The sequence below is a fragment of the Euzebya tangerina genome (assembly GCF_003074135.1).
In the GTDB taxonomy this organism is placed as follows: Bacteria; Actinomycetota; Nitriliruptoria; order Euzebyales; family Euzebyaceae; genus Euzebya; species Euzebya tangerina.
Map to the genome: position 1 here is coordinate 216,771 of NZ_PPDK01000001.1, position 22,311 is coordinate 239,081.

The following is a 22,311-nucleotide window of genomic DNA, read 5'->3' on the forward strand; positions in this document are numbered from 1 at the left end:
CGGTGTGGCTACGGCTACCCTTCGGGCGCCAGATGCAGCCCCTCACGAGCCAGCTCGAACACCTCGCCGACCTGCCTGACGTCCACCGTCTGGGCGCCGGCAAGGTCCGCGAGTTGTTCGCCGTCGGCCGTGATCACCTGCTCCTCGTCGCCAGCGACCGGCTGAGCGCCTTCGACGTCGTCATGCCCACCCCGATCCCGGACAAGGGCAAGGTGCTGACGGGCACGACGACGTTCTGGCTGGACCACCTCGCCGGCATCGTCCCCGACCACCTGGTCTCGACCGACCCGGCGACGTTCCCCGCCGGGCTCGCGGACCACGCCGAGGTGTTGCACGGCCGGTCGATGCTCTGTCGCCGGGCCGAGCCGCTGGCCATCGAGTGCGTGGCGCGGGGGTACCTGGCCGGCTCCGGCTGGAAGGAGTACCAGCACAGCCAGCAGGTCTGTGGGGTCGCCCTCCCCGCGGGCCTGACGGAATCCTCAGCGCTGCCCGAGCCGATCTTCACGCCAGCGACGAAGGCTGAAGCTGGTGACCACGACGAGAACATCAGCTACGACCGGGCGGCCGAGATCGTCGGTGATGACCTGGCCGAGCAGGTGCGGGAAATCACGTTGGAGCTCTACGCCCGCGCCGCTGACCACGCCGCATCCCGAGGGATCATCCTGGCCGACACGAAGTTCGAGTTCGGTCTGATCGACGGGCAGGTGACGCTGATCGATGAGGCGCTGACCCCCGACTCCTCCCGGTTCTGGCCGGCCGACGAGTACGAGCCCGGCCGCCCGCAGCACTCCTTCGACAAGCAGTTCGTCCGCGACTGGTTGGAAACCCTGGATTGGGACAAGACTCCTCCCGGACCGGCCCTGCCGGACGAGATCGTGACCCTGACCCGAGCCCGGTACGTCGAGGCGTACGAACGTCTGACCGGTGCCTCCTTCGACGATTGGACCACCCCGTGACCCGCGTGACCGTTGACGTGATGCTCAAGCCCGAGATCCTCGACCCCGAGGGCCAGGCCGTGGAGCGGGCCCTGCCATCGTTGGACCTGCACGGCATCGCCGACGTGCGGATCGGCAAGCACATCGAACTCGACGTCGATGACGCGGTCGAGGACGTCGCGGGACTGGTCGAGCAGGTCGCCGACAGGCTTCTGGCCAACCCGGTCATCGAGGAGTACACGGTCACCGTCGAGCCCTCGTGAGCCAGATGGCAGACCGCCCACGGCCCGTCTACGAGGGCGCCCGCACCGAGGAGCTCGAGGAACCGCTCCTCCCCCGCTGGTTCGTGCTCCTGGCGCTGGCCGCCATCCCCGTCGCCATCGGCGTGGCGATCTGGGCCTTCGTGGTCTTCGGCCCCGAGGAGGTACCGGTCGCGGAGCGACGCCCGCCGGACCCCCAGGGCCGCCTCACCACCGACGTCGGTCAGTACAACATCGGCGAGACGGCCGCGGTGCCCCTCGTGTTCCCGGAGTGCCAGTTCTTCCGCGGCATCCGGGCCGGCGGAAGCGACCTGGACCGGTCGCGCATCCAGACGGCGTTGTCGACGCTGTGCGCATCACGGCCACCTGAGGCCGTCGCGCAGGGCATCGCCGCCTTCGCAGCGCGACGAGGCGTCATCCGGTTCGCCCAGTTCCAGGCGACCGGGGTGGACTCGACCCTGGACCTGGGTGCGGAGGACCCACTGCTGCTGCTGAACGCCCGGTTCTCTCGTGAGGACACCGAACCGCTGTGGATCGCACCACTGGTCGCCCACGACACGACCTACATGAGCGAACCGGTCGGCCAGGCCGAGTCCGAACTGGAGGCCCGGACCCGGGAGGCAGCGGTCTGCGATCTGGTCCTCGACGACACACGACCATCCCGAGCGTGCGACGATGCAGCCGAACTCCTGGGTTTCATCGACCCGATCCGCGCACTGCAGTCGGCCGGGTTCGAGTGACCCGCGCAAGCCCACTGCCGAGATCCGCCCCACTGCCGAGATAAGGCCTGCTCCCCCATGCCCCTCCCCATCACCGACGCCGCCTGGCTGATGGTGGAGAGTGCCGAGACACCCCAACACGTCGGTGTGCTGATGGTGTTCGAGTATCCCGAGGGAGCCGACGACGGCTGGGTTCGGCACCTCTACGAGCGGTTCGGCACCGCCCGTGACATCACCTGGCCGTTCAACCAGCGGCTGAAGCACCCGTACGGCCGCTTCAAGCTCTACGCCTGGGAGACCGACCCGGCGATCGACCTGGACTACCACCTGCGCCTCTCGGCCCTGCCGGCCCCGGGGCGGCCCCGAGAGCTGCTCATCCACGTCTCCCGGCTGCACTCGGTGATGCTGGACCGGACCCGGCCGCTGTGGGAGATCCACCTGATCGACCAGATCGCACCGGAGCCACCGAGCGACGTCCCGCGCTTTGCGATGTACGCCAAGTTCCACCACTCGGTGTTCGACGGCGTCGGCGCCATGCGGGTGATGCGTCGGATGTTCAGCGAGGACCCCGACCAGCGGGACATGGCACCGCCGTGGCAGACGTCCACGCGGGCGCAACGGGTGCCCCGCGACAACGTCCTCGACGTCGTGGACCCTCGTGGGGTCACCATCGCCAGTGCCCGACAGGGCATCGCCACGACGGCACGGACCATGCTCGACCAGTTCCGCGACCGCCGTGACGGGGTGACCAACGAGGCGCTTCCGTTCGTCGCCCCACGGTCGATCCTCAACACCCGCATCACCGGTGCCCGGCGGTTCGCCGCCGACGGCTGGTCCTTCGACCGGATGCTGGCGGCCTCCACCGCGCTCGGGGTCAGTCTCAACGACATCGTCGTGGCCATGTCGGGGCACGCGCTCCGCGCCTACCTGCTGGAACGGGACGCGCTCCCGCAGCAGCCCCTGACGGCCATGATCCCCGTCAACATCCGTGACGAGCACGAGGACGCGGGCGGCAACGCCCTGTCGTTCGTGGTGGCGGACCTGGGGACGAACTTGGAGGACCCGGGCGATCGGCTGCGACGGATCTCCGAGTCGATCGCCGACGCCAAGCGCCGCCTGCTGGCCATGGGACGGGTGGAGCGGATCACCTACGGATTGGCCATCGCCAGTCCCTACCTGATCGGACCACTGATCGGCCTGGCGGGGCACGGGCCACCCCCGATGAACATCGTCGTCTCGAACGTGCCCGGCCCCGAGAACACCCACTACCTGGACGGTGCCGTCCTGCGGGGCATCTACCCGGCATCGGTGCTCGAACAGGGTCAGGCACTCAATATCACCATGACCAGCTATGACGGGGAGATGCAGTTCGGGCTGACGGCGTGCCGCCGCAACCTGCCACACGTCCAGTCGATGCTCGGGTACCTGGAGGATGGCTTGGCTGCTCTGGAGGCGCTGGTCTGAGCCACTGATCCGTCGCGCGGACGGACGCGGACTCAAGCTCGACGCCCGCATCGCCGACACGTTGAGTCATGACCACCCATCGTCCCGCCGACGACGGTCCGTACGCCCTGGCTGTGGTGGAGCACATGGATCGGGCGCGAACGATCGTCCCACCAAGCCTTCGGCTGGGGTTCACCGCTCGCTACGTCATCGCCTTGATGATCGTGGCGACCCTCACCATCCTGATCGGCTGGTCCGGCGTGCAGGAGATCAACCAACGATCGACCGATGCCGCCATCGTCAACGTCTCGGGCAGACAGCGGATGCTCTCGCAACGCATCGCGCTGCTGGCCAGCCGACTGGCATCCGCCAGAGCGGACGCCGATGACGCGGCCGCGGAACGGATCGCGGGCCAACTCCGCACGGCGACCGAGGACATGGGCGCAGCGCAGGACGCGTTGTTGGAGGGCGATGCAACCCGAGGGTTGCCGGGCAGCCCCTCGCCGGAGATCGCCGCCCTGTACGCCTCGGATGTCGAGGGACAGGTCGAGGAGTACCTCCGTACGGCGACGGAGGTCCTGGATGCGTCGACTGCTGCCGCTTCGGCTCGCGCCGCGGCCGAACTGAGCACGTTGGCCACGGAGGGTCCACTCCTCGCCGACCTCAACGAGATCGTGGCCGCCTACCAGGCGGAGTCGGAAGCCCGACTGGCCAGCATCAGCCGCAACGAGTTCATCGTCGTCGGCGTGATGCTCCTGGTGCTCCTGCTGGAAGCGGTCTTCGTCTTCCGACCGATGAGTGACCGAATCCGACGAGAGACCCGTCGCCTCCGCCAGGCGGCAGCCCAGCACAAGGCCGAAGCGAAGCGACACGCCTTCGGTCTGCGCGTAAGGGACGCAGTCGAGTTGGCTGAGACGGAGGCGGACGTGGTCGATGTCGTGGCACTCGCGCACGAGACGTCGACCGGGATCGGCGACGTCGATCTGCTCCTCAGCGACGCCGCGGAGAGTGACACGCTGCTGCCGGTCCTCACGCAGTCGCCGAACCAGTGCGGCATTCGTGAGGTCGGGTCATGCCCGGCGCTCCGCCGCGGCCAGACGATGACGTTCGACACGCCGACGGAGCTTGGCGCCTGCGCGCAGTTCCGCCGGGACGCTCGGGAACTGGACCGGGACGACTTGCGTTGCGCCTGCGTTCCCCTGACCTTCCTGGGTCAAGGCATCGGTGTCCTTCGGACCGTCAGCGAGGGTGGAGCTGAGATCCCTGCCGACCAACTGGCCAACGCCGAAACGGTGGCCCGGGCTGCCGGAAACCACCTGGGCACCCTCCGCGCGTTCGCCCAGACACGCGCAGCCGCGGACAGCGATCCACTGACAGGGCTGCTGAATCGACGAGGGCTAGAGGCTGAGCTGGCCAAGCTCGGCAGCACCCAACACGTGGCCGTCATCGCAGCCGACCTGGACCACTTCAAGGCAGTCAACGACACCTACGGTCACGCGGCTGGTGACCAGGTCATCACCGAGGCCGGCCTCATCATGTCGCGCCTGACCCGGTCAGGCGACCTGGTCGCACGAGTCGGTGGCGAGGAGTTCGCGATCGTGCTTCCGATGGACGTCGTCGGCAGTACGCACGACCTCACGGCCGCGGCCCGCAACCTCGCCGAGCGCATCCGCGTCGAGTTCAGCGAGCTTGCGTCCGAAGACGGACCGTCGTGCACGATCAGCCTTGGTGTGGCCGGACCGGGACCGGACTTCGATGACCTCATGCGACAAGCCGACGCGGCCCTGTACGCGTCGAAGTCGGCCGGACGCGACCGCGTGACGGTGGCGGGTGAGCACGTACCTGCGGCGTCCTGAGTCGACGCGCCCGGCGTGCCTCGCCACCTGCGGTCCGGTCCGAGATCGACTGGCTACTCTCTGGACCATGCGAATCGGCATCCTGCGGTTCCCCGGCACCTGTGACGACCGCGACACCGCCTTCGCGATCCGTCACATCGACCTGGAACCGGTCATGTTGTGGCACGGCGACAGCGACTTGGATGGCGTCGATGCGGTCGTCGTCCCAGGCGGGTTCAGCTATGGCGACTACCTGCGCGCCGGCGCCATCGCCCGCTTCAGCCCCATGATGAGTCGTGTGGTCACCTTCGCTGGCGAGGGTGGGCGTGTGCTCGGCATCTGCAATGGGTTCCAGGTGCTCTGCGAAGCCGGGTTGCTGCCCGGCGCCTTGACTCGGAACGCCGGGCTGCGGTTCATCCACCGGCAGCAGCACCTGCGCTGGGAGCCATCCGGAGAGGTGCTGAGCATCCCCCTCAAGAACGGGGAGGGCCGGTTCGTGCACCCGGACCCCGAGGGGTTGGCAGCAGCCGGGCAGATCCTGCTCCGCTACTGCGATGCGGCTGGGCGGGTCAGGCCGGAGACCAACCCGAACGGCAGCGTCGGCAGCATTGCGGGGGTGACGAACGAGGCGGGAAACGTGGCCGGGCTGATGCCCCACCCCGAACACGCCGTGGACGCCCTGCTGGGGTCCACCGACGGACGTCGGTTCCTGCACGACCGCCTGGTCGGCTCACCGGTCCCGGCCTGATCCGGGTCACCACTCCGGCTCGTCGAGGGCGCGGGAGACCGCCACGGCCAGCGCAGCACGCGCCCGACTCAACCGCGACCGGACCGTTCCGATGGGAATGTCCAGACGTCGCGCGATCTCCTCGTACTCCAAGCCCTCCAACTCGCGCAGCCGGATCGGCTCGGCCTGTGTCTCGGGCAACGTGGCCAGCGTCCGGGTGATCAGATCACGGTCGGCCAGCACCGATGAGAGACGGGCGAGGAACGGCGCGGGGGTTGGTTCTGCAACCGGCTCGGCCGGTCGGCGCTGCCGGGAGCGCAGCACCATCCGGGCCTCGTTCGAGGCCACCGTGTGCAACCAGGTCGTGAACGCCGACCGGCCGTCGAACTGACCGATCCCCAGGGCAACCGCCGCCAGCGTCGCCTGCTCCGCCTCGTCGATGTCGGTCGGGGCGATGAGGACCCGATGGAGGGCTGGGCGTGCCACCCGGTGCCGGTCGAGGGTCATCAGCAGGGCGGCCAGCGCGTGGGGGCTCGTGCCCGCGGCAGCGGCGAGTGCATCCAGTAGCTGCTTGCCCTTCGGGTCGTGCTCGACCCACCACCCGTCGAAGGCATCGCGGACGTGGGCGAGGGCGGCGCCGGAGCCGTCGAGCTCCGCCACCAGGGTGTGGATGTCACTCATCGGTCACGGACCTCGATCGGGAGCCGGCTGGCGGTGACGGTGCCGGCCCGGTCCTCGATCAGCGTGATGCTCAGCGGGTCCAGGCTGGTCGGGGTGAGCGTCACGGCGCGCTCCGAGGACAGCGATCCATCGTCGAACTGCCAGGCGAACGAGGACGCCGACCGGTCCTCGTGGAGGTACGTGCCGGACTCGCCGATCAGCAGCGTCGTCGGGCCGATGATCCGCGGACCGGTCGCCGATCGTCCGGTCTCGACGTCGGCGAGGATGTCCGGGTCGGTCAGGTCGACGGCCTCGATCGCCGCCGTCTCCTCCAGCGAGGTTCCCGAGTCCGGGGTGACGATCAGCCACGTCGATATGGCGACGAGGGCCGCGACGGCGACGGCGACCACCAGGGCAGGTCGGGGACGAGACCGCGGCGATCGCCCGGGCGCGTTGTCATCGTCCGCCAGCCCACCGCGCAGCAGCGCAGCCCACGCGTCCGCGTCCGCCGGGCGCCGGTCCCGGTCGCTGGCGGCGCCCTGACGGATGGCGCGGGCGAAGGGGGAGGGGTCGTTCTCGGCCGGCAACGGGGCGTCCGCTCCCATTCGCGTCTGCCACACGATCACCGAGGCGGCGAACAGGTCAGCACGGGGGTCGATGTCGGTGGAGGGCGAGCGCTGCTCGGGCGCCATGTACCCCGCCGTGCCGCCGGCCATGGTCACGGTGCTGGCATCGACTCGTCGGGCAAGCCCGAGGTCCGCCAGGGTCAGCGACTCCCCCGGGTGGAGCAGCCGAGGTGGCCCCTCGGCGTCCGACCCGCGCGGCCGCGCGTGATCAGATGGCCCCTGGGCCCGGCGGGCGCGCAGGAGCAGGTTGGAGGGCTTGATGTCGCGGTGGACCACACCGGCGTCGTGGATGGCCCGCAGACACGCAGCCAGCTCATCGACCAGTCGCCGGACGTCGACGACATCGTGCGCAGGCCCGAGCCGGTCGGCCAGGGATCCCACCAGCACCGGCATCACGAAGTACGGCTGTCCGTCCGACTCGCCGATGTCGTGCACCTCGACGACCTCCGGCGTGTCCAACTCCCGGAGAAGCCGAGCTTCGGCGATGAACCGCTGCCGGATGTCGACGTCCACCGCGTGGTGGGCCGCGAGGACCTTGATCGCGACCGGTGCGTCGAGCACCGGATCGACGGCGGCGTACACCACCGCGAAGTTGCCTCGACCAAGGACTCCGGTGATCGGATACCGGCCGATGTGGTCCGGTGGATCGGGCCCGGCGGTCATTGCTGATGGATCCTAGTTGTGGCACGACGCGGAACAATCTTCGACGGCGCGATGGAACTTCTGGCTCGGGCGCGGCATCACAGCGGGGGCACGAGACCACTGCCACCAGGAGAGACCCGTGACATCTGACACCACCCTCGAACCCGCACGTCCGCCGTCGGAGGACGGCAGCGGCGCCGACCAGGTCCGGCCCTCGCGTTGGCGCGCCGTCCTGGTCGCCGGCCTCGTCGTGGCCGTGGTTGTTGCCGTGGCCTTCACGGCAGGGAACCGGTCCGCGACGGTTGCGCTGACGTCCGCCGAAGGGACCGATGTCGCACCGGAGGATCCGACGCACTACGTCCGTCAGGATGCAGCGGCAGTTGAGGCAGCGCCGAGTGATGACGCGCCGGGGGACGACGCACCGATCGAGCCCGCTACCCCACAGCCGACGGCGTGGGACTGGTCGACGGATGGCGCCGACATCGTGGACGCGGAGGGCAACGAGATCCGCATCCGGGGGGTCAACTGGTTCGGCTTCGAGACGGCCGTCGCGGCTCCCCACGGGTTGTGGTCGCGGAACGCCGAGGAGATGATCGACCAGATCGCGGGCCTCGGGTTCAACACGATCCGTCTGCCGTTTGCCTCGGCGCTGCTGGATGAGGGCGTCATGCCCGAGGGCATCAACCTGGCCGAGAACCCGGACCTGGAGGGGATCACCAGCCTGGAGTTGATGGACCGGATCATCGAGCACGCCGGCAGCCGGGGTCTTGCCGTGCTGCTGGACCGGCACGCCCTGGCTCCCGACAACCGCCACCACCTGTGGTACGACGACACCTACCCGGCCGAGCGCCTGATCAGCGACTGGCAGCTGCTCGCCGAGCGGTACGCCGACGTGCCGAACGTGATCGGCGCCGACCTCTACAACGAGCCCCACGACGAGGCCTGCTGGGGCTGTGACGACCCCGCGCGAGACTGGCGCGCGGCGGCCGAGGAGGCGGGTAACGCACTCCATGAGATCGCCCCGCACTGGTTGGTGTTCGTCGAGGGCGTCGAAGAAGCCGACGGCGCGTCGTGTGACGGGCCGGAGGGGTCGCCCGACTGCATCTGGTGGGGCGGCAACCTGCTCGAGGCGGGGACCGAGCCGGTGGTGCTCGACCAGGACGACAAGGTCGTGTACTCACCGCACGAGTACGCCACCTCCGTGTTCCGCCAGCCGTGGTTCGACGAGCCGGAGTTTCCGGAGAACCTCGACGAGATCTGGGACCGCTTCTGGGGCTACCTGGAGGAGGACGAGATCGCCCCGGTGATGGTCGGCGAGCTGGGCACCACCCTGGCGGCCGAGGAGGACCGAGTCTGGCTGGAGACGCTGCTGGCCTACCTCGACGAGCAGGGCGCCGGGTTCACCTACTGGACGTTCAACCCGAACTCCGGCGACACCGGCGGGATCCTCGAGGACGACTGGACGACCGTGGATGCGGAGAAGATGGCATTCCTCGAGCCGTACCTGTTGGGGCCGTTCGAGCCGGTCGGGTCCTAGAGGTTCGCCAGGGCAGCGCGGATGCGGCCGTCCACCGGTGAGTCGAGCGCCCGGCTCACAGCGGCCGGGTCGGGCTGCTCGGCGGAGTAGAGCTCCCAGAGCTCGATGGTGCCGATCCGCTCGCTCGGGGCCGCGGTCCAGTGGCCGTGGTCGTCCGGTCCCAGGCGGCCGGGTGTGATGACCCGGGCGTAGAACCCGGGGCGTCTGGCCTCGGTGAACCGCTTGACCCAGCCGGTGGCGGCGTCGGGGCCGAGCAGCTCGTGCATGCGGGCGGCGAACTTCTGGCAGGGGACACGGGGACCGGTCAGCTCAAGCTCGACCTGTCCGGTGTCGGTGTCGAAGGTGATCCGGTCGCCGACCCGCATGGTGCGGTCCGGCCAGCGTTCGATGGTGACGTTCTCACCGAAGTTGCCCGGCTCCAGGGTGGCGTCGAGCTCGTCCTCCCAGAACTCGTAGTCCTCGCGGGCGTAGAGATAGACGGCCTGCCCCTCGCCACCGTGGTGCCGGGGGTTCTCGATCTGGTCGTCGGTGATCCCGTCGCGCCGGATGTCGATGTGAGGGACCGGGAGCTTGGCGATGCCGCTGGTCACCGCCCGCTTGGTGCCCTCGGCGATCGTGCGGATCGCGCCCGTCTGGACGCTGATGACGCGTGAGGCTGCGGTGTCCATGGTCGTAACTGTACGGGGGCGTGCTCGTGCACCTGCAGGGCGCATGGTGGACGATCGGGTCTGAGCGCGACGGCTGGTCGCTGCAGACTGGCAGCATGCCGTTCTTCGTCCTCCTGCTGATCGCCATCATCGGGTACGCCATCTACCGCAACATCCAGCAGACCCGCGCCTCGCAGCCGATCGTGGTTCCGGCACCTAACCGGCCGGCGCCGCAACGCCACCAGCGCGTCACCGATGCCGAGCTCGAAGAGCGGGTGGCGCAACTCCAACAGGCCGTCGAGCAGGACACCATCCCCCTGGCCGACGCGGTCAACAGCCTTGTCCGGACCTGCGGGATCGAGCCGGATGAGGCCGAACGGCGCCTGCGCCGCTGACAGGTGGCGAGCGTCCTGCCTGATCGCCGGCCAGGCTGCGTCGTTGCCGACAGCACCGGAGCAGTCCGCGCTGGAACTGATAGGAGTGCAACTCTCAGAAGAGGGCCAGGGCGGGTTGCAAGACGCGGGAGCAGACGGGACCTTGAAACCCGTCCCTTGGCAGCACTTCTAGGTAAGGATACTCAGTGGCTTGAGAATAGGCGCTGGCACTGGATGAGGACGGTTTGACGCAGCTTGCTCCCTAAGGAGTGGTCGAACTCGTTATCAATTGTGGACACCCCGTACCTTGTTGCATATGCCGCGCAGCGTCCGCATAGAACCGGGTGTCGATGCCCCCTACGCCGAGCCGACCTCTCCCGCTGCGTCGAAGATGGGGAGGGCGAACCGGCGAAGGGATACCACCCCGGAGCTCCGACTCCGCAGCGCGCTGTTCGCGCGCGGGCTGCGCTTCCGCGTGGACCTGCCGATCCGGACGCAGGTGCTGCCGCGGGCAGTCCGCCCCGACGTCGTGTTCACCCGCTCCAGACTGGCGATCTTCGTCGATGGTTGCTTCTGGCACCGCTGCCCCGAGCATTTCGTCATGCCGAAGTCCAATCTCTCGTACTGGCGTCCCAAGTTGGAGGCGAACGTGCGTCGGGATCATCGGGTCACATCGGCTCTGGCTGATGCGGGGTGGACCCCGCTGCGCTTCTGGGAGCATGAGGACGCTGAGGAGATCGCGGATCTGATCGCAATCAGACATCGGCGGACTGTGGACAACCTCCCGTGATCGCCCTTCGCACGTGGCACCCTGGAGATCCCCAGCCGATCGAAGGGCAGTGAGCAGCCATGACCACAGTCGACGTCACGCCGTCCGCACGACGTCTGACTGGATCGCTCCGAGACATCGGCTACGACCTGAACACCGCGGTCGCTGACCTCGTCGACAATGCCATCGAGGCCGGCGCACGCCACGTCGACATCCAGCTGATCTTCGACGGACTGAGGTCCAAGCTGGTCATCGCCGACGACGGCGTCGGTATGACCTCAACGGTTCTGGATGAGGCATTGCGCTTCGGTACTCGACGTGACTACGAGCGGAATGCCCTCGGCCGCTATGGGCTCGGATTGAAGACCGCATCCATCTCACAGGGTCGCCGTTTGACCGTTATCACTCGATCCGCACCGCAGAACCGTCGCCTTCACGCGAGGCGTCTGGATCTGGACCACATTGCAGGCACGGACCGGTGGGAGGTGGTCGCCCCATCGAAGTCGGAGACAGTCCGACTGGCGGACGGCCTTCTGGACGACGGGCCGGGAACTGTCCTCGTGGTCGACAATCTCGATCGAGTTCTGCCCGAGCGCAATCCTGAAGGAGGGTGGGCTCGGCGCCGTTTCGTATCGCTGGCGAGCAAGCTAGGCCATCACCTCGGCATGGTCTTCCACCGCTTCCTGTCCGGAGAGGCCGGTATCGGGCTCACCATCACCTTGGATGGTGAGAAGATCAGGCCCTGGGACCCGTTCTGTCGCGATGAGGAGCACACGCTTGAGCTACCGGCCAAGGTGTTCCACGTGGAGGTCGAGGGTGAGCGGTCCTCGGTGTGGCTGCGGCCCTTCGTCCTCCCCGCACGTCGACGTTTCTCCTCGGCTGACGCGTTCGAACGCGCTGGCGGTCCGGGGCGGTGGAACCGACAGCAGGGCCTCTACATCTACCGAGCTGATCGGCTGATCCAGGCCGGTGGCTGGAGCGGGCTGCGGGCTCAGGACGAACACACGAAGCTGGCTCGCTCAGCCCTCGAGTTCGAGACCGAGGCCGACGAGGTGTTCCGCATCAACGTTGCCAAGATGCGTGTCTCGCTACCAGCCGAGATCCGCCCACTTCTCGGGCGGCCGGTCCAAGAGCTCTGCAACCGGGCCAACGCCGCCTACCGCATGGATGCTCGAAGTTCACGACCCGCTGGCATCGCAGACTCGGGGCTGTCAGGCGATGCGGGACGGTATGTCGGCTCCGCTCTCTTCGCCGCGGCCTCGGAGATCGGTGAGCTGGACGCGCTGATGCGTGTGTTCGACCGGGTGGGTCGTCAACATCCTGACGTGAGCGGATACCTGGGCCTCAGCTGAGATCGCGGCCTCACCGCGGCTGACTACGGAAGTTGCTCCGTTCCTGCTGCCGACGTCCGCGGCTCGTGTCAGATGGTCGCTCGTCCGTCCACGTCCAAGGACAAGTTCAGTTGCGTGCCAGCACGGATGGCGAACCTGCAGTCGTCAGCCAGAGGACAGCCACCGCATTGCGGCTTGGTCGGCCAGCAGTGCCGGTCGGCCAGTTCCAGGAGTGCCAGAGATGCGAGGGCCGCACGGAACCGAGTGCGGGGATCCCGCGTCTCCTCGTCGTCCGTCCCGATGAGCCGTGCTATCGCCAGCCTGCCGTCGGACATGCTGTTCTGGTTGTCGACGTCGATGTCGAGATACCGGGCGGCGACACGGAGAAGTCCCGACGTGACGATGACAGGGTCGCTATCCGGCCCTGGCACCAGACGGCAAACCAATCGTGAAAGGGCCCGGCTGATCCCCGGCAGCTTCTCCATCTCCTCCGGAGATCCCAGGGAGCCCTCACCTGCCAGTACCGCTTCAGCCAGGGCGTTGATCGACTTAGGGTCCACCGCACGTCCTTGCATGCGGATGAACCCAGTTGCTGCGGACCGGTTGCTGATCGTCGTCCCGGGATCGGCCAAGCCGCTCCTGACGAAGCTCCAGACGGCTTCCAGCCGGCTTCCTCCAAGACGACCACCGACGAGTTGCGTGATGAGCGTCGGCCATCGGAGCTCATCCTCCGGGTGCCGTCCGGCGGACAGCTCCTGTGCCACGGCACCCACCCTGGGATCGATGGTGGCGTCCTTATCCATCTGGTCCAGCAGCCAGTCGGCCAGATCCGAGCTGACGGCCCCAGTCGGCCGATCACCCTGACGCCCGGCGTGAAGAGATGTCCTGACCGACTTCGCGATCTGCCGTGCAGCTCGGGGCGGCACAGCGTTGCCGATCTGGCGGAACGCAGCCGTCGGTGGGCCGGCGAAGCGGACGTGGTCCGGGAAGGTCTGCACCCTTGCGGCTTCGCGTACCGTCAACGTACGTTCCTGTTCCGGGTGGATGTACCAGTAGCCATCCTTCGCGATGTGTGCGGTGATGGTCCGGCAGTAGTCGTCCCAAGCCAGCCGCTTGTACTTATCATCGAAGATGTCGTCGCGGTAGCGCTTGAGCTCATCGGGGAGTTCGGAGTAGCGCATGGACGGGTCCATGAGCGCGAAAGCCTGACGGTCGTCCTCTCTGACGGGCCGGGTGATGTGATCGCGCACACGGCTCCTCTCGTTCCCCTGCAGACCAGCCCGCATCTCCTGGGCGAACGCCGACAACTCGTTCTCAGGCGCGTACGAGGTCCAACCTCCCTCAGCTCCCTCCGGACGCCATCCCCCCTCGACAGGTGGCAGATCACTGATCGCATCTCGGAGGGAAACCGGTTCGTCGACCGGATCGGGCCAGTCATATCGGATGCCGTCGGCCAATGCGATGAGGATCAATCGCTGACGGAATTGCGGCACGCCGTACAGGAACGTGTCGACCAACCGCCAGTGGACCGAGTAGCCCAGTTGCTCGAGCTCTTCTGTCATGGTCCTCACGACCAGCATGTCCCTGTCGAGGGCCATATCCGGCACGTTCTCCATCATCACGGCGGGGGGCCTGCCGATCTCGATGACCCGCATGAACGAGCGCCAGAGCTGTGCTCGCAGATCCTCGGCATCTCTGCGGCCCTCGGACACCAGATGCCGGAGCATGGACCGGCCCGCCTTGGAGAAGGGCTGGCACGGCGGCCCCCCGGCGACGAGCTCGATGTCGAGCTCATCCACCAGCCGTCCCACCTGTTCGACCACCGCGGGGTCTGCGAGGTCCCAATCGACCGAGAGTCCCGGGCACAGCGATCGGTGGGTGTTGAGCGCCTCCTCGTCCACATCGATGCCGAGGACGACCGCATATCCGGCGTCCTCCAATCCGATCGACATGCCGCCGGCGCCGCAGAAGAGGTCGATCGCGCGAGGCTTGCCCGGCAGGGCGGTCCGCAGCATATGACGCAGATCGTCAACGGTGTTACAGGCGAGTGGGTGAGGACGCGGCTCGAGTATCGGTCCGCGGACCAGTTTCACGCCGTACTTGCCCGATCCCATGTGCCTCCCTACAGCCGCTCATGCGCAAGACTAGAGCCTAGGTGGACCATGGTGGGCGGGAAGGCCGAGGCGATGTTGTGTGGTCAAACCTGAGGACGCTGGGAGCGGTGCTACACCGGTGGGCTTCGCGCAGGCGGCGTCGCCCCGCCGCATAGGCCGCGGTTGCGCGGCATGACTGCCAACCTCCACTCTCTCCCGAACTCGGGGCAATTCCCGATTACGCTGGCCGAGGCGAAGCTTGCACTGGCCATAAACAACCGAGCTAGCCGCAAGAGTCCGGATGAGCCACCAATCGACCACCACCTGGGGGAAGATCATGCAGCCGACCGATTTGAATCGCTGGCTGATGAAATACCAAAAGTACCTTGTCATGATGGGCGCTGAAGATGCCCGCATCTCGCTGGCTGACGACGGATGGACCCAAGAGCGCATCGACATCGTCGCCGCGGAGCACACCCGCCGGATCGGCGCGGTCACTTTGTCTGGCGGACTGGTCGCCTCCGAGGTCAAGGGCTGGATCGATGGCAGCATGCTGGTCGATTCCGCACGACCTCGCTGGGTGTTCACGCGCGGCCGGCTTAACGTTCCTGACGATGCCCTGCCCATAATCGATCGCACGACAGACGAGATCCTCGCCAAGATGCCAGATCCCAAGCAGCCGGAGATCTTTGGCCGAGGTCTGGTCGTGGGCTACGTCCAGTCAGGTAAGACCACAAGCTTCACGGCGCTGGCTGCGAAAGCTGCCGACGCCGGATACGACCTGATCGTCGTCCTTGCCGGCATCCACACCAGCCTCAGGCGCCAGACCCAAGAGCGCGTGCAAGCCGATCTCTGGCACAAGGACGCGATGTGGTGGACCGCCACGGGCGTCAGCGACTTCGAGCCTAGGGGCGGTGGCACCTCACTGCGCTCCCGCATGTATGGGAACGGCAAGCGCGGCCTCCTGGTCGTCAAGAAGAACACCACCCGCCTCAAGAACCTCGCCGATTGGCTGTGGTCCGCCGGTCCCGGAGAACGGGCCAAGCTGTCTGTCCTCGTGATCGACGACGAGGCCGATCAGGCCGGGCTCGACGTCAGCCCAGGCCCAGAACTTGCCGGGGTGCACGAGCAGTTGATGCGCATCGTGAACCTCGGCGACGGTCCCAACGAGCAGGACCGCGGCAACCTTCGTTGTGCCTACGTTGGCTACACAGCGACGCCGTACGCCAATGTTTTGACGCGCGTCGAGGAGGAAAACCTGTACCCGCGGCACTTCATATATCCGCTGCCCAAACCCGACGGCCACGTGGGAGCTGCCGAGTTGTTCGGTGAGGCCGTAGTCGGTAGTCCCGTCCGCGATGTCACCACTGCTCCTAAGCTCGAATCCGGCGGCGCCGCCGGCGCCGACCTCGAAGCGGCGATCGACTGGTTCGTGTGCGCGACCGCGGCCCGAGCAGTGATCGCGGGGGGAGTCGACCGCTTCAACTCGACCATGCTGATTCACACGGGCATGACCGTAGACGAGCACCGAGCAGCACGCGACCTCGTCGAGGCCTATCTGCTACAGCTGAGACAGCGCTTGGCAGAAGCAGCCGGGCGGGGCGCGTTCAAGCACTTCTACGAGCAGGAGGCATCTCGCGTCAACGCAGCCGAGATCGGCGAGACCACGATCAGCTGGAAGGAGCTGTCACCGCACGTCGACACAGTCCTGCACCATTTGATCGACCGGACCGACGCTGGCAAGCGCTTCAAAGAGGACGGCCGCTGGCAGCGCGCCCACTCCGGCGTCATCATCGACAACTCCCAAGAGGACTCTGAAGATCGGCTCACCTACGGCGCTACCGACCGCGACGAATCCGGCGTGACGGTCATCGCAATCGGCGGGAACACGCTGTCCCGCGGACTCACGCTGGAGGGACTCTGCGTGAGCTTCTTCGCAAGGACGTCGGGCAACTACGACAGCCTCATGCAGATGGGCCGGTGGTTCGGGTTCCGGCCTGGCTATCGCCACCTAACCCGCCTGTGGACCACCTCCGAGCTGCGCCGCCGGTTCCGGAGGCTGACCGAGGTCGAAGACCGTTTCCGCCAAGAACTGGTGGCGATGATTGACCAAGGTCTTTCGCCGTCGGACTACGGCCCCCGAATCATGCTCGATCCAGACATGCAGGTGACGCGCCCGAACGCCATCAGAGCCGCGATGCGGTCCAGCACATGGGCCGGCTACACGGCCAGCATGACAACCCTGCTCTTGGACGACCCCAGCCTGATCGCGAACCAGAAAGCCGTGCGACGACTCGTCGCCGCACTCGACGACCCAGTCGCCCTCGATGGCGGCCCCAGCCTGATCGAAACCCATGTCTCAGGGCAGATGATCATCGACCTCCTCAGATCGCTGAGGATCCATCCCGATGACTACCGCATGAACACGCAGCAGATGATCGCCTACATCGCCCAAGCTGGCCTAGACGACTGGAACGTTGTCCTCCGCAGCGTCGGCGGCTCGCCCAGCACGTTCGACCTCGGCGAAAGCGTGGGTGAGATCGGAACAGTCGTGCGATCCAAGGTCGACAACGGACTTGCTGGAGGAGCGTACATCCAGACCCTGCTCGACAAGGGTGACGCCGTCATCGACCTGCGCTCGCCCCGCAGCGACGGCAAGCGCGATCAGGGCGATCCGCCCCTGCTGCTCATCTACTGCATCGACGGGACGAGTAGCCCCCAGCGCGGAGGTCGGGCGAAGCTTGGAGCAACGATGACCGTCCCCGCCGTCGGGCTGTCGTTCCCGGTATCGGACGAACCTGCGACGATCCAGTGGACTGGAGCCCCAGCATGAGCGACGAGTGGCTTCCGGATGTGCGCGACAGGCTGGCGCTCCTTCGCAGTGACGCGTCCCGACACCCAGGGCACACCGTGACCGTGGCCCCACCGGACCAACCAGGGACCATGATCGGCATCACCAGCGCTGGAACGCTCTTCTTGGATATCGACTGCCGGCCGAGCGATGTCGCCACGAACGTCAGCTCTGCCCGCGTCAAGATCGGCTCGACCGAGCAAGGGTGCCGCGTGACCATCGACCAAAACGTGTCGGACTGGACGGCCGGCTCGTTCCTGCTCGAGGTGTTCGCCCGGCTGTCGCAGAACCAGCCCCGCGGGCGGGTTGCCGACATGGCCTTGCGCCGCTGGGCCGACTTGGTCAGCCGACCCGCGGGCCCCCGACTCGGCGACCGCGAGCTCGCGGGCTTGTTCGGGGAGCTGGAGATCCTCGAACTGGCGATGGAGCGCGGTGCACTGTTCGACCACTGGACTGGGTGGCGCAGGGAGGCCGTTGACTTCCGGTTCCCGGGACTTGTCGTAGAGGTCAAGGCCACGCTGTCACCCAACTACCGGCGGGTGCGGATCCACGGCCTCGAGCAGCTCGCCGACCCGCTCGACGGCTCGCCGCTGATCCTCGTGCTGCGACGCCTGCAGTTGTCTCCTGAGGGGAGGTCGCTGCCCCTGCTTACCGACTCGCTCGTGGACCTCGGCGCCGATCGCGCCGCGCTCCTCGGGGCGCTCCACAACGTCGGCTACAGCGAGGCGCATCGAACCGACTACGAGGCCACGAGGTTCATCTCCGAGGTCGTCGCCCTCCGCGAGATCTCCGCTGATCACCCGAGACTGACGCCGGCAGCGGCCAGGGACATCGACTTGCAGGCCATCGACCGTGTCGACTACGTGCTGAACCTCAACGGAACGGATCAGGACGACATGAACATCTCCATCGAGGAGCTATTCGACGAGCACCTGGGGCCCGCGTCGTGATCACGGTGAGCAGCGAGCCGCTACCGGACTCGGGCGGTCACATCGAAGGCGCCGTCACGCTCTCGAGCCACCTAGGACTGGCCTCGCTCCTAGTGCGCGAGACGGTTCAGAACAGCTGGGACGCGCAAGATCACAACAGACCCGCTGGCGTGCCTGTGGAATGGCGGGCTGATGGGCGCACCGCCTCGGGATCGGAACTGGACGTTTTACGGCGGTTCCTGCCCGTCGGCGATCTTGGGGGCTTCGACCGCGGGCGTGACGACGGCAGCGTAGGGCTGCGCCATCCGGCCGATGTGCTCGATGCCACGAGGACGTCCGCGCAAGTGCTGATCATCTCCGACCGCTGGACCGTCGGTCTTTCAGGCCCTACGCGTGCCGGGGTCGACTGGAAGCCGGTGCGGAGCGGACGTCCCTGGCCCGACGGTGTCCAGCGCTTCGCCTACTTCATCCGCAACACCGGCCGCCCACGAGCAGCGGTCGGCGAGGGGGACGGTGGCTCGTACGGCATCGGCAAGTCGGTTCTCTGGCGCTCGAGTCTGTGCGGCACCATCTTGGTCCACTCGCGCACGACAGACGAGGATGGCGACCCTGTCGATCGCGTGATCGGGGCTGTGCACGGAGCGGACTTCACTGAGGAGGGCCGGCAGTACACAGGACGCCACTTCGCTGGCCGATTGTCCGGCACGGCCGGTCGTCATCTGATCGAGCCCGTCACCGGAGCAGAGGCACGCCGCTTCGCTATCGACATGCAGCTACCGGACTACCCCGACGGGAGCTTTGGTACCAGCGTTGTCATCCTGGCACCGCGGTTCGCGGGCAGCGGTCCCGCCGCGATGAGCCGCATCCGCGATGCGGCCAGGTGGCAGGTCTGGCCGAAGTTCACGCGTGGGATCCGCGATGCCGACGGCCCGTCTGACATGGCCGTCGCCGTGAGCTGGCAGGGAGCCGATCTCGACATCCCCGATCCCGACGACGATCCGGAGCTCCAGCCCTACGTCCACGCGCTGCGACACGCTGCCGCTGGCCGCGCCCTTTCGCCACGCGAGGACAGGCCCGCATCGGACCACAGGATAGAGTGCGGCAGCCCGAGAAAGCAGCTCGGATGGCTCCGGATCCGCAAGGCCATAACCGAGAACGCCTACCACGTCACCGACGACGTCACCGGCACGGAGGACCCCGACGACCCCGAGCAGGACGTCGCATCCCCCGCTCCGTTCGACGCCGGCCCGCATGGTCACGTCGCACTCATCCGCCGCAAGCCCCTCCTGCTCGTCAAGTACCTCGACCTGCCAGACGAGATGGCCGGCGAGCACGGGGCCCACGCCGGCGTCTTCCTGTCCGCAGACGATGAAGAGGTCGAACGTGCATTAACAGCGGCGGAACCCCCCGCACACGACGACTGGCGCCATCAGCAGGTCCGCGCCGAGACCGCAGGTAAGTACGGCTCGCGTTACGCCAAGCTGACCGTCGCTCGGATCAACGAGGCCCTCCGGTCACTCCGGACAGGTGTCGGCTCCGAAGCGCAGGCTGGTGATACCCAGGCTGCTTCGGCGCAGATCAGTCGGGGTCTCTTGGGCGCGGGCTGGGGAGGCGGCCGCAACGACGAAGGGGGAGGCGGCAGCGGCAGCGGTGGGTCGGCAGATCTGCGGGCCGTCGTGGAGCACCGGTCCACCGTCAGCCGGCGGTCCAGCACGGACCACGAGCTCCTTGTGACAGTCGAGGGCGGAACCGGACCCGTGGTCCTTCTCGCATCTGCCGTCGGTCGTGACAGCCAAGGACGCATGGACATCAGCGACATCGTCGAGTTCAGCTGGGTCGGACCCGACGGCGAGGTCGACGGTCCGGTGCTGCGACTCGACGACCCAGGTGAGGAGGCAGACTTGCGCCTCAGCGTCACCCAACCGATCACTGTCCTGCCGCGCGTGAGGGTCGAGGAGGTATCAGATGGCGGTTGAGCTCCGCCCGGAGTGGTGCGCCTCTGCCGTTTCGGCCCCCGGTGGGGCTGTCATCAGCGGTTGGCAGGTGACAGCGCCGGTCGCTAAGCCCTTGGAGGAGTTCGACGGCGACGACTGCGCCCCCGGCGCCGACATCATGCTGATGCGAGAAGCGGTGCTCGACGAGCGCGCGCTTCGGCGTGAGATGGGGCTCAGCGCCGCCGCAAGATTCGGCTTCACCGCTCGCTGGTACTGCCAGAAGGCAAACCTGGCCGGAGTCCATGATGGCGGTCCTAATCCGGTTCTAGTCCTCGAGGATCTCACCATCACGCTTCCAGGTGCGGTCGCCGGGAGCGTCGAGCTTGAGACGTGTGTCGTCCTGACAGCAGCTGCGCAGTCCGATCCGCCTGTCGGCAGCGTCATCTGGTCCGATGCGTGGAGCGACCGCCACGACCTCGGCGGACGCGTTCTGGTCATCGAGGGTGATGAGTTCCGAGTTCCAGTCGTGCTCACCAATTTCGACAGAAGCCTGCCACCGGAGTGTCGAGCAGGGCTCTGGCACATCGACATCGACATCGAAGCCGAGATGCAGGACCGTGCAGCGAACAACATCACGATCCAGCTAAACGCTCGCCTGATCGACCAACGGTTCGACGGCCAAGTCGGCAAGGTACCGTCCGCGCTGCTACAGGCAATGCGCATCGACATGCTGCGACAGGTGGCGGCCAGGTTCCTGCCAGAGCCAGAGCCACAGGACTTCGACGACGACACATTCGCTGCGCTGGCTCTCGGCATCGCAGCCGGGACCGGTGGATCGTGGAGCTCGTCAGCGAGGCAAATGCTGGAGCAGCCCGCTGTCTTCGAAACCGCTCTCTGGTCGATCTTTTCGGACGGTGCTTGGTGAGCAGCCCGCTTCTGCCCCGCTACACCATCGATGACGTTGTGAGGCGGCTCGCTGGAATGCACGGCAAGCCGGTCACCGCCTTGGAGCAGCTCCCTCCCGAGACGCTAGCGGATGTCACATGGGCAGCGGTCTCCGCTCCACGAGCGGAGCTCAGCTCGCTGCTCGGCCTCCGCAGCGAGCTGACCGACTGGGCAGCGGACGCCTTCGGCTTCCCCGGGGCTCTTGAGTCGGAGAAGCGGAAGGCAGACTGGAACACCGAGCTGGGGCTCCAGCTTCTCCAGCGCCTCGGAGAGCATGCGGAGGGCCGCCATCCGAACGTCCACGCGTGGCTGGCTTCGGCGCTCGTTCCCCACCTGGTCGTTCACCGGTGGGGCTGGCCCGAGACTGGACGGGACGGTGCCGTGCCGTCCAGTCCTCGCAAGTGGTCCCGCTTCGGGATGGGTCTGCGCAACGGGCTGCGCCTTGCCCTGTATCGAGTGCAGGTTCTCGGCGAGGACGTCGCCCGGAACGCCAACGAGCAGGAGTTCCAAGATGTGCTCGAGCGCCCGGCCTTCGGCAACGACCCCCGGGTGGCCCGCACGATCCTTGCCAGACTGATCGAGCTCCACGAGGATCCGAGGAGCTCCTACGGCAAGGCGGGCCTCGGGCGCACGGCCCACTGCGCGGCTGCGCTCCCGCGGCTCCGCACCCTCAACGTGCTGAGACCTTTGGCCTTCCTCGACGAGCGGGACATCGTGGATGCGGTCGACCGCTGTGTCGAGGCGGCTGTGGATTATGACTGACTGCGCGCCTCGCCCACCCTCGCAGAGCTCATGGGCATGTCGACAGGACCGTAGAGGATCGCGTTTGGCGGGTGCCGACGGGCGCATAGAGGCACGGGAGGCAGCCAGTGACCAGAAGCATCAGTAGGTCCATGCTTGAGCGTCCAAGGGTCCGCGGCCATGGTCGGCTGGAGGGTCCTGTATCCGCAGATCGGGCCCGCCCGGCGTCTGGACATTCAAACCTGCCCGGCCTGACCTTGGTCGTCGGCCGCATTGTCTCAAGCACGTCCAGTTTCGCCGAGAGCCTCGAAGT

19 protein-coding genes are annotated in these 22,311 nt (G+C 67.3%); 15 read left to right on the plus strand and 4 right to left on the minus strand.

The window, feature by feature from the left end:
• Positions 1-32: 32 nt before the first annotated feature.
• The 6 genes from C1746_RS01020 (at position 33) to purQ (ending at position 5,940) form a co-directional block, all read left to right on the plus strand.
• Positions 33-956, plus strand: coding sequence for a phosphoribosylaminoimidazolesuccinocarboxamide synthase (locus tag C1746_RS01020; protein WP_116712853.1), 924 nt, complete (start codon positions 33-35; stop codon positions 954-956).
• Positions 953-1,198 carry a phosphoribosylformylglycinamidine synthase subunit PurS gene (gene purS, locus C1746_RS01025; RefSeq protein ID WP_116712854.1) on the plus strand — a complete coding sequence of 82 codons (246 nt, stop codon included), beginning with the start codon at positions 953-955 and terminating at the stop codon, positions 1,196-1,198. Before C1746_RS01020 ends, purS begins: the two co-directional genes overlap by 4 nt.
• A complete protein-coding gene (locus C1746_RS01030; protein ID WP_116712855.1) occupies positions 1,195-1,935 on the plus strand; it encodes a hypothetical protein in 741 nt (246 codons plus the stop codon). Before purS ends, C1746_RS01030 begins: the two co-directional genes overlap by 4 nt.
• A gap of 57 nt (positions 1,936-1,992) precedes the next feature.
• Complete coding sequence (locus C1746_RS01035; RefSeq protein WP_116712856.1) at positions 1,993-3,378, plus strand: WS/DGAT/MGAT family O-acyltransferase; 1,386 nt, start codon at positions 1,993-1,995, stop codon at positions 3,376-3,378.
• A 68-nt stretch (positions 3,379-3,446) separates the two neighbouring features.
• Positions 3,447-5,213, plus strand: coding sequence for a diguanylate cyclase (locus C1746_RS01040; protein ID WP_116712857.1), 1,767 nt, complete (start codon positions 3,447-3,449; stop codon positions 5,211-5,213).
• A gap of 67 nt (positions 5,214-5,280) precedes the next feature.
• A complete protein-coding gene (gene purQ, locus C1746_RS01045; RefSeq protein WP_116712858.1) occupies positions 5,281-5,940 on the plus strand; it encodes a phosphoribosylformylglycinamidine synthase subunit PurQ in 660 nt (219 codons plus the stop codon).
• A 6-nt stretch (positions 5,941-5,946) separates the two neighbouring features.
• On the opposite strand, the gene C1746_RS01050 is transcribed toward purQ, so the two are convergent.
• Together C1746_RS01050 and C1746_RS01055 are read right to left on the minus strand one after the other, a co-directional pair.
• A complete protein-coding gene (locus C1746_RS01050; protein WP_116712859.1) occupies positions 5,947-6,600 on the minus strand; it encodes a sigma-70 family RNA polymerase sigma factor in 654 nt (217 codons plus the stop codon).
• Positions 6,597-7,868, minus strand: coding sequence for a serine/threonine-protein kinase (locus C1746_RS01055; RefSeq protein WP_116712860.1), 1,272 nt, complete (start codon positions 7,866-7,868; stop codon positions 6,597-6,599). The genes C1746_RS01050 and C1746_RS01055 overlap by 4 nt, the downstream gene beginning before the upstream one ends.
• A gap of 118 nt (positions 7,869-7,986) precedes the next feature.
• Between C1746_RS01055 and C1746_RS01060 the strand changes: the two genes are divergently transcribed.
• Positions 7,987-9,384: a glycoside hydrolase family 5 protein gene (locus tag C1746_RS01060; RefSeq protein ID WP_162867242.1), complete on the plus strand. Its 1,398-nt coding sequence runs from the start codon at positions 7,987-7,989 to the stop codon at positions 9,382-9,384.
• On the opposite strand, the gene C1746_RS01065 is transcribed toward C1746_RS01060, so the two are convergent.
• A complete protein-coding gene (locus C1746_RS01065; protein WP_162867243.1) occupies positions 9,381-10,052 on the minus strand; it encodes an MOSC domain-containing protein in 672 nt (223 codons plus the stop codon). The two genes, C1746_RS01060 and C1746_RS01065, sit on opposite strands and share 4 nt — an antisense overlap.
• 95 nt (positions 10,053-10,147) lie before the next feature.
• Here C1746_RS01065 and C1746_RS01070 point away from each other — a divergent pair, with 95 nt between their 5' ends.
• From C1746_RS01070 to C1746_RS01080, 3 genes are all read left to right on the plus strand, one after another.
• Positions 10,148-10,426 carry a hypothetical protein gene (locus C1746_RS01070; protein ID WP_116712863.1) on the plus strand — a complete coding sequence of 93 codons (279 nt, stop codon included), beginning with the start codon at positions 10,148-10,150 and terminating at the stop codon, positions 10,424-10,426.
• Positions 10,427-10,721: 295 nt separating this feature from the next.
• Positions 10,722-11,195, plus strand: coding sequence for a very short patch repair endonuclease (locus C1746_RS01075; RefSeq protein ID WP_205711627.1), 474 nt, complete (start codon positions 10,722-10,724; stop codon positions 11,193-11,195).
• A 59-nt stretch (positions 11,196-11,254) separates the two neighbouring features.
• Positions 11,255-12,526: an ATP-binding protein gene (locus C1746_RS01080; RefSeq protein WP_116712864.1), complete on the plus strand. Its 1,272-nt coding sequence runs from the start codon at positions 11,255-11,257 to the stop codon at positions 12,524-12,526.
• Between the two features lie 68 nt (positions 12,527-12,594).
• Here the strand turns inward: C1746_RS01080 and dcm are convergent, their stop codons facing one another.
• Positions 12,595-14,520 (minus strand): DNA (cytosine-5-)-methyltransferase, encoded by a 1,926-nt coding sequence (gene dcm, locus C1746_RS01085; RefSeq protein WP_205711628.1) that lies wholly within the window; start codon positions 14,518-14,520, stop codon positions 12,595-12,597.
• Positions 14,521-14,899: 379 nt separating this feature from the next.
• Between dcm and C1746_RS01090 the strand changes: the two genes are divergently transcribed.
• From C1746_RS01090 to C1746_RS01110, 5 genes are all read left to right on the plus strand, one after another.
• Complete coding sequence (locus tag C1746_RS01090) at positions 14,900-17,431, plus strand: Z1 domain-containing protein (protein ID WP_116712866.1); 2,532 nt, start codon at positions 14,900-14,902, stop codon at positions 17,429-17,431.
• Entirely contained in the window at positions 17,428-18,399 is a 972-nt protein-coding gene (locus C1746_RS01095; protein ID WP_116712867.1) for a PD-(D/E)XK motif protein, read from the plus strand. Before C1746_RS01090 ends, C1746_RS01095 begins: the two co-directional genes overlap by 4 nt.
• Positions 18,400-18,548: 149 nt before the next feature.
• The gene (locus C1746_RS01100; protein WP_162867244.1) at positions 18,549-20,354 is read left to right on the plus strand and encodes a hypothetical protein; all 1,806 of its coding nucleotides are present in this window, start codon (positions 18,549-18,551) and stop codon (positions 20,352-20,354) included.
• Complete coding sequence (locus tag C1746_RS01105; protein ID WP_162867245.1) at positions 20,344-21,237, plus strand: hypothetical protein; 894 nt, start codon at positions 20,344-20,346, stop codon at positions 21,235-21,237. Before C1746_RS01100 ends, C1746_RS01105 begins: the two co-directional genes overlap by 11 nt.
• Positions 21,234-22,019 (plus strand): DUF6339 family protein, encoded by a 786-nt coding sequence (locus tag C1746_RS01110; RefSeq protein ID WP_162867246.1) that lies wholly within the window; start codon positions 21,234-21,236, stop codon positions 22,017-22,019. The genes C1746_RS01105 and C1746_RS01110 overlap by 4 nt, the downstream gene beginning before the upstream one ends.
• Positions 22,020-22,311 lie beyond the last annotated feature (292 nt).

Excerpts from the sequence above, each read along its gene's own strand:
- C1746_RS01090 (WP_116712866.1), top strand. The coding sequence starts at position 14,900 with ATGAGCCACCAATCGACCACCACCTGGGGGAAGATCATGCAGCCGACC.
- C1746_RS01105 (WP_162867245.1), top strand. The coding sequence starts at position 20,344 with ATGGCGGTTGAGCTCCGCCCGGAGTGGTGCGCCTCTGCCGTTTCGGCC.
- C1746_RS01050 (WP_116712859.1), bottom strand. The coding sequence starts at position 6,600 with ATGAGTGACATCCACACCCTGGTGGCGGAGCTCGACGGCTCCGGCGCC.
- C1746_RS01080 (WP_116712864.1), top strand. The coding sequence starts at position 11,255 with ATGACCACAGTCGACGTCACGCCGTCCGCACGACGTCTGACTGGATCG.
- C1746_RS01065 (WP_162867243.1), bottom strand. The coding sequence starts at position 10,052 with ATGGACACCGCAGCCTCACGCGTCATCAGCGTCCAGACGGGCGCGATC.
- C1746_RS01055 (WP_116712860.1), bottom strand. The coding sequence starts at position 7,868 with ATGACCGCCGGGCCCGATCCACCGGACCACATCGGCCGGTATCCGATC.
- purQ (WP_116712858.1), top strand. The coding sequence starts at position 5,281 with ATGCGAATCGGCATCCTGCGGTTCCCCGGCACCTGTGACGACCGCGAC.
- C1746_RS01095 (WP_116712867.1), top strand. The coding sequence starts at position 17,428 with ATGAGCGACGAGTGGCTTCCGGATGTGCGCGACAGGCTGGCGCTCCTT.
- C1746_RS01075 (WP_205711627.1), top strand. The coding sequence starts at position 10,722 with ATGCCGCGCAGCGTCCGCATAGAACCGGGTGTCGATGCCCCCTACGCC.
- C1746_RS01020 (WP_116712853.1), top strand. The coding sequence starts at position 33 with ATGCAGCCCCTCACGAGCCAGCTCGAACACCTCGCCGACCTGCCTGAC.
- C1746_RS01070 (WP_116712863.1), top strand. The coding sequence starts at position 10,148 with ATGCCGTTCTTCGTCCTCCTGCTGATCGCCATCATCGGGTACGCCATC.
- C1746_RS01040 (WP_116712857.1), top strand. The coding sequence starts at position 3,447 with ATGACCACCCATCGTCCCGCCGACGACGGTCCGTACGCCCTGGCTGTG.
- dcm (WP_205711628.1), bottom strand. The coding sequence starts at position 14,520 with ATGCTGCGGACCGCCCTGCCGGGCAAGCCTCGCGCGATCGACCTCTTC.
- C1746_RS01035 (WP_116712856.1), top strand. The coding sequence starts at position 1,993 with ATGCCCCTCCCCATCACCGACGCCGCCTGGCTGATGGTGGAGAGTGCC.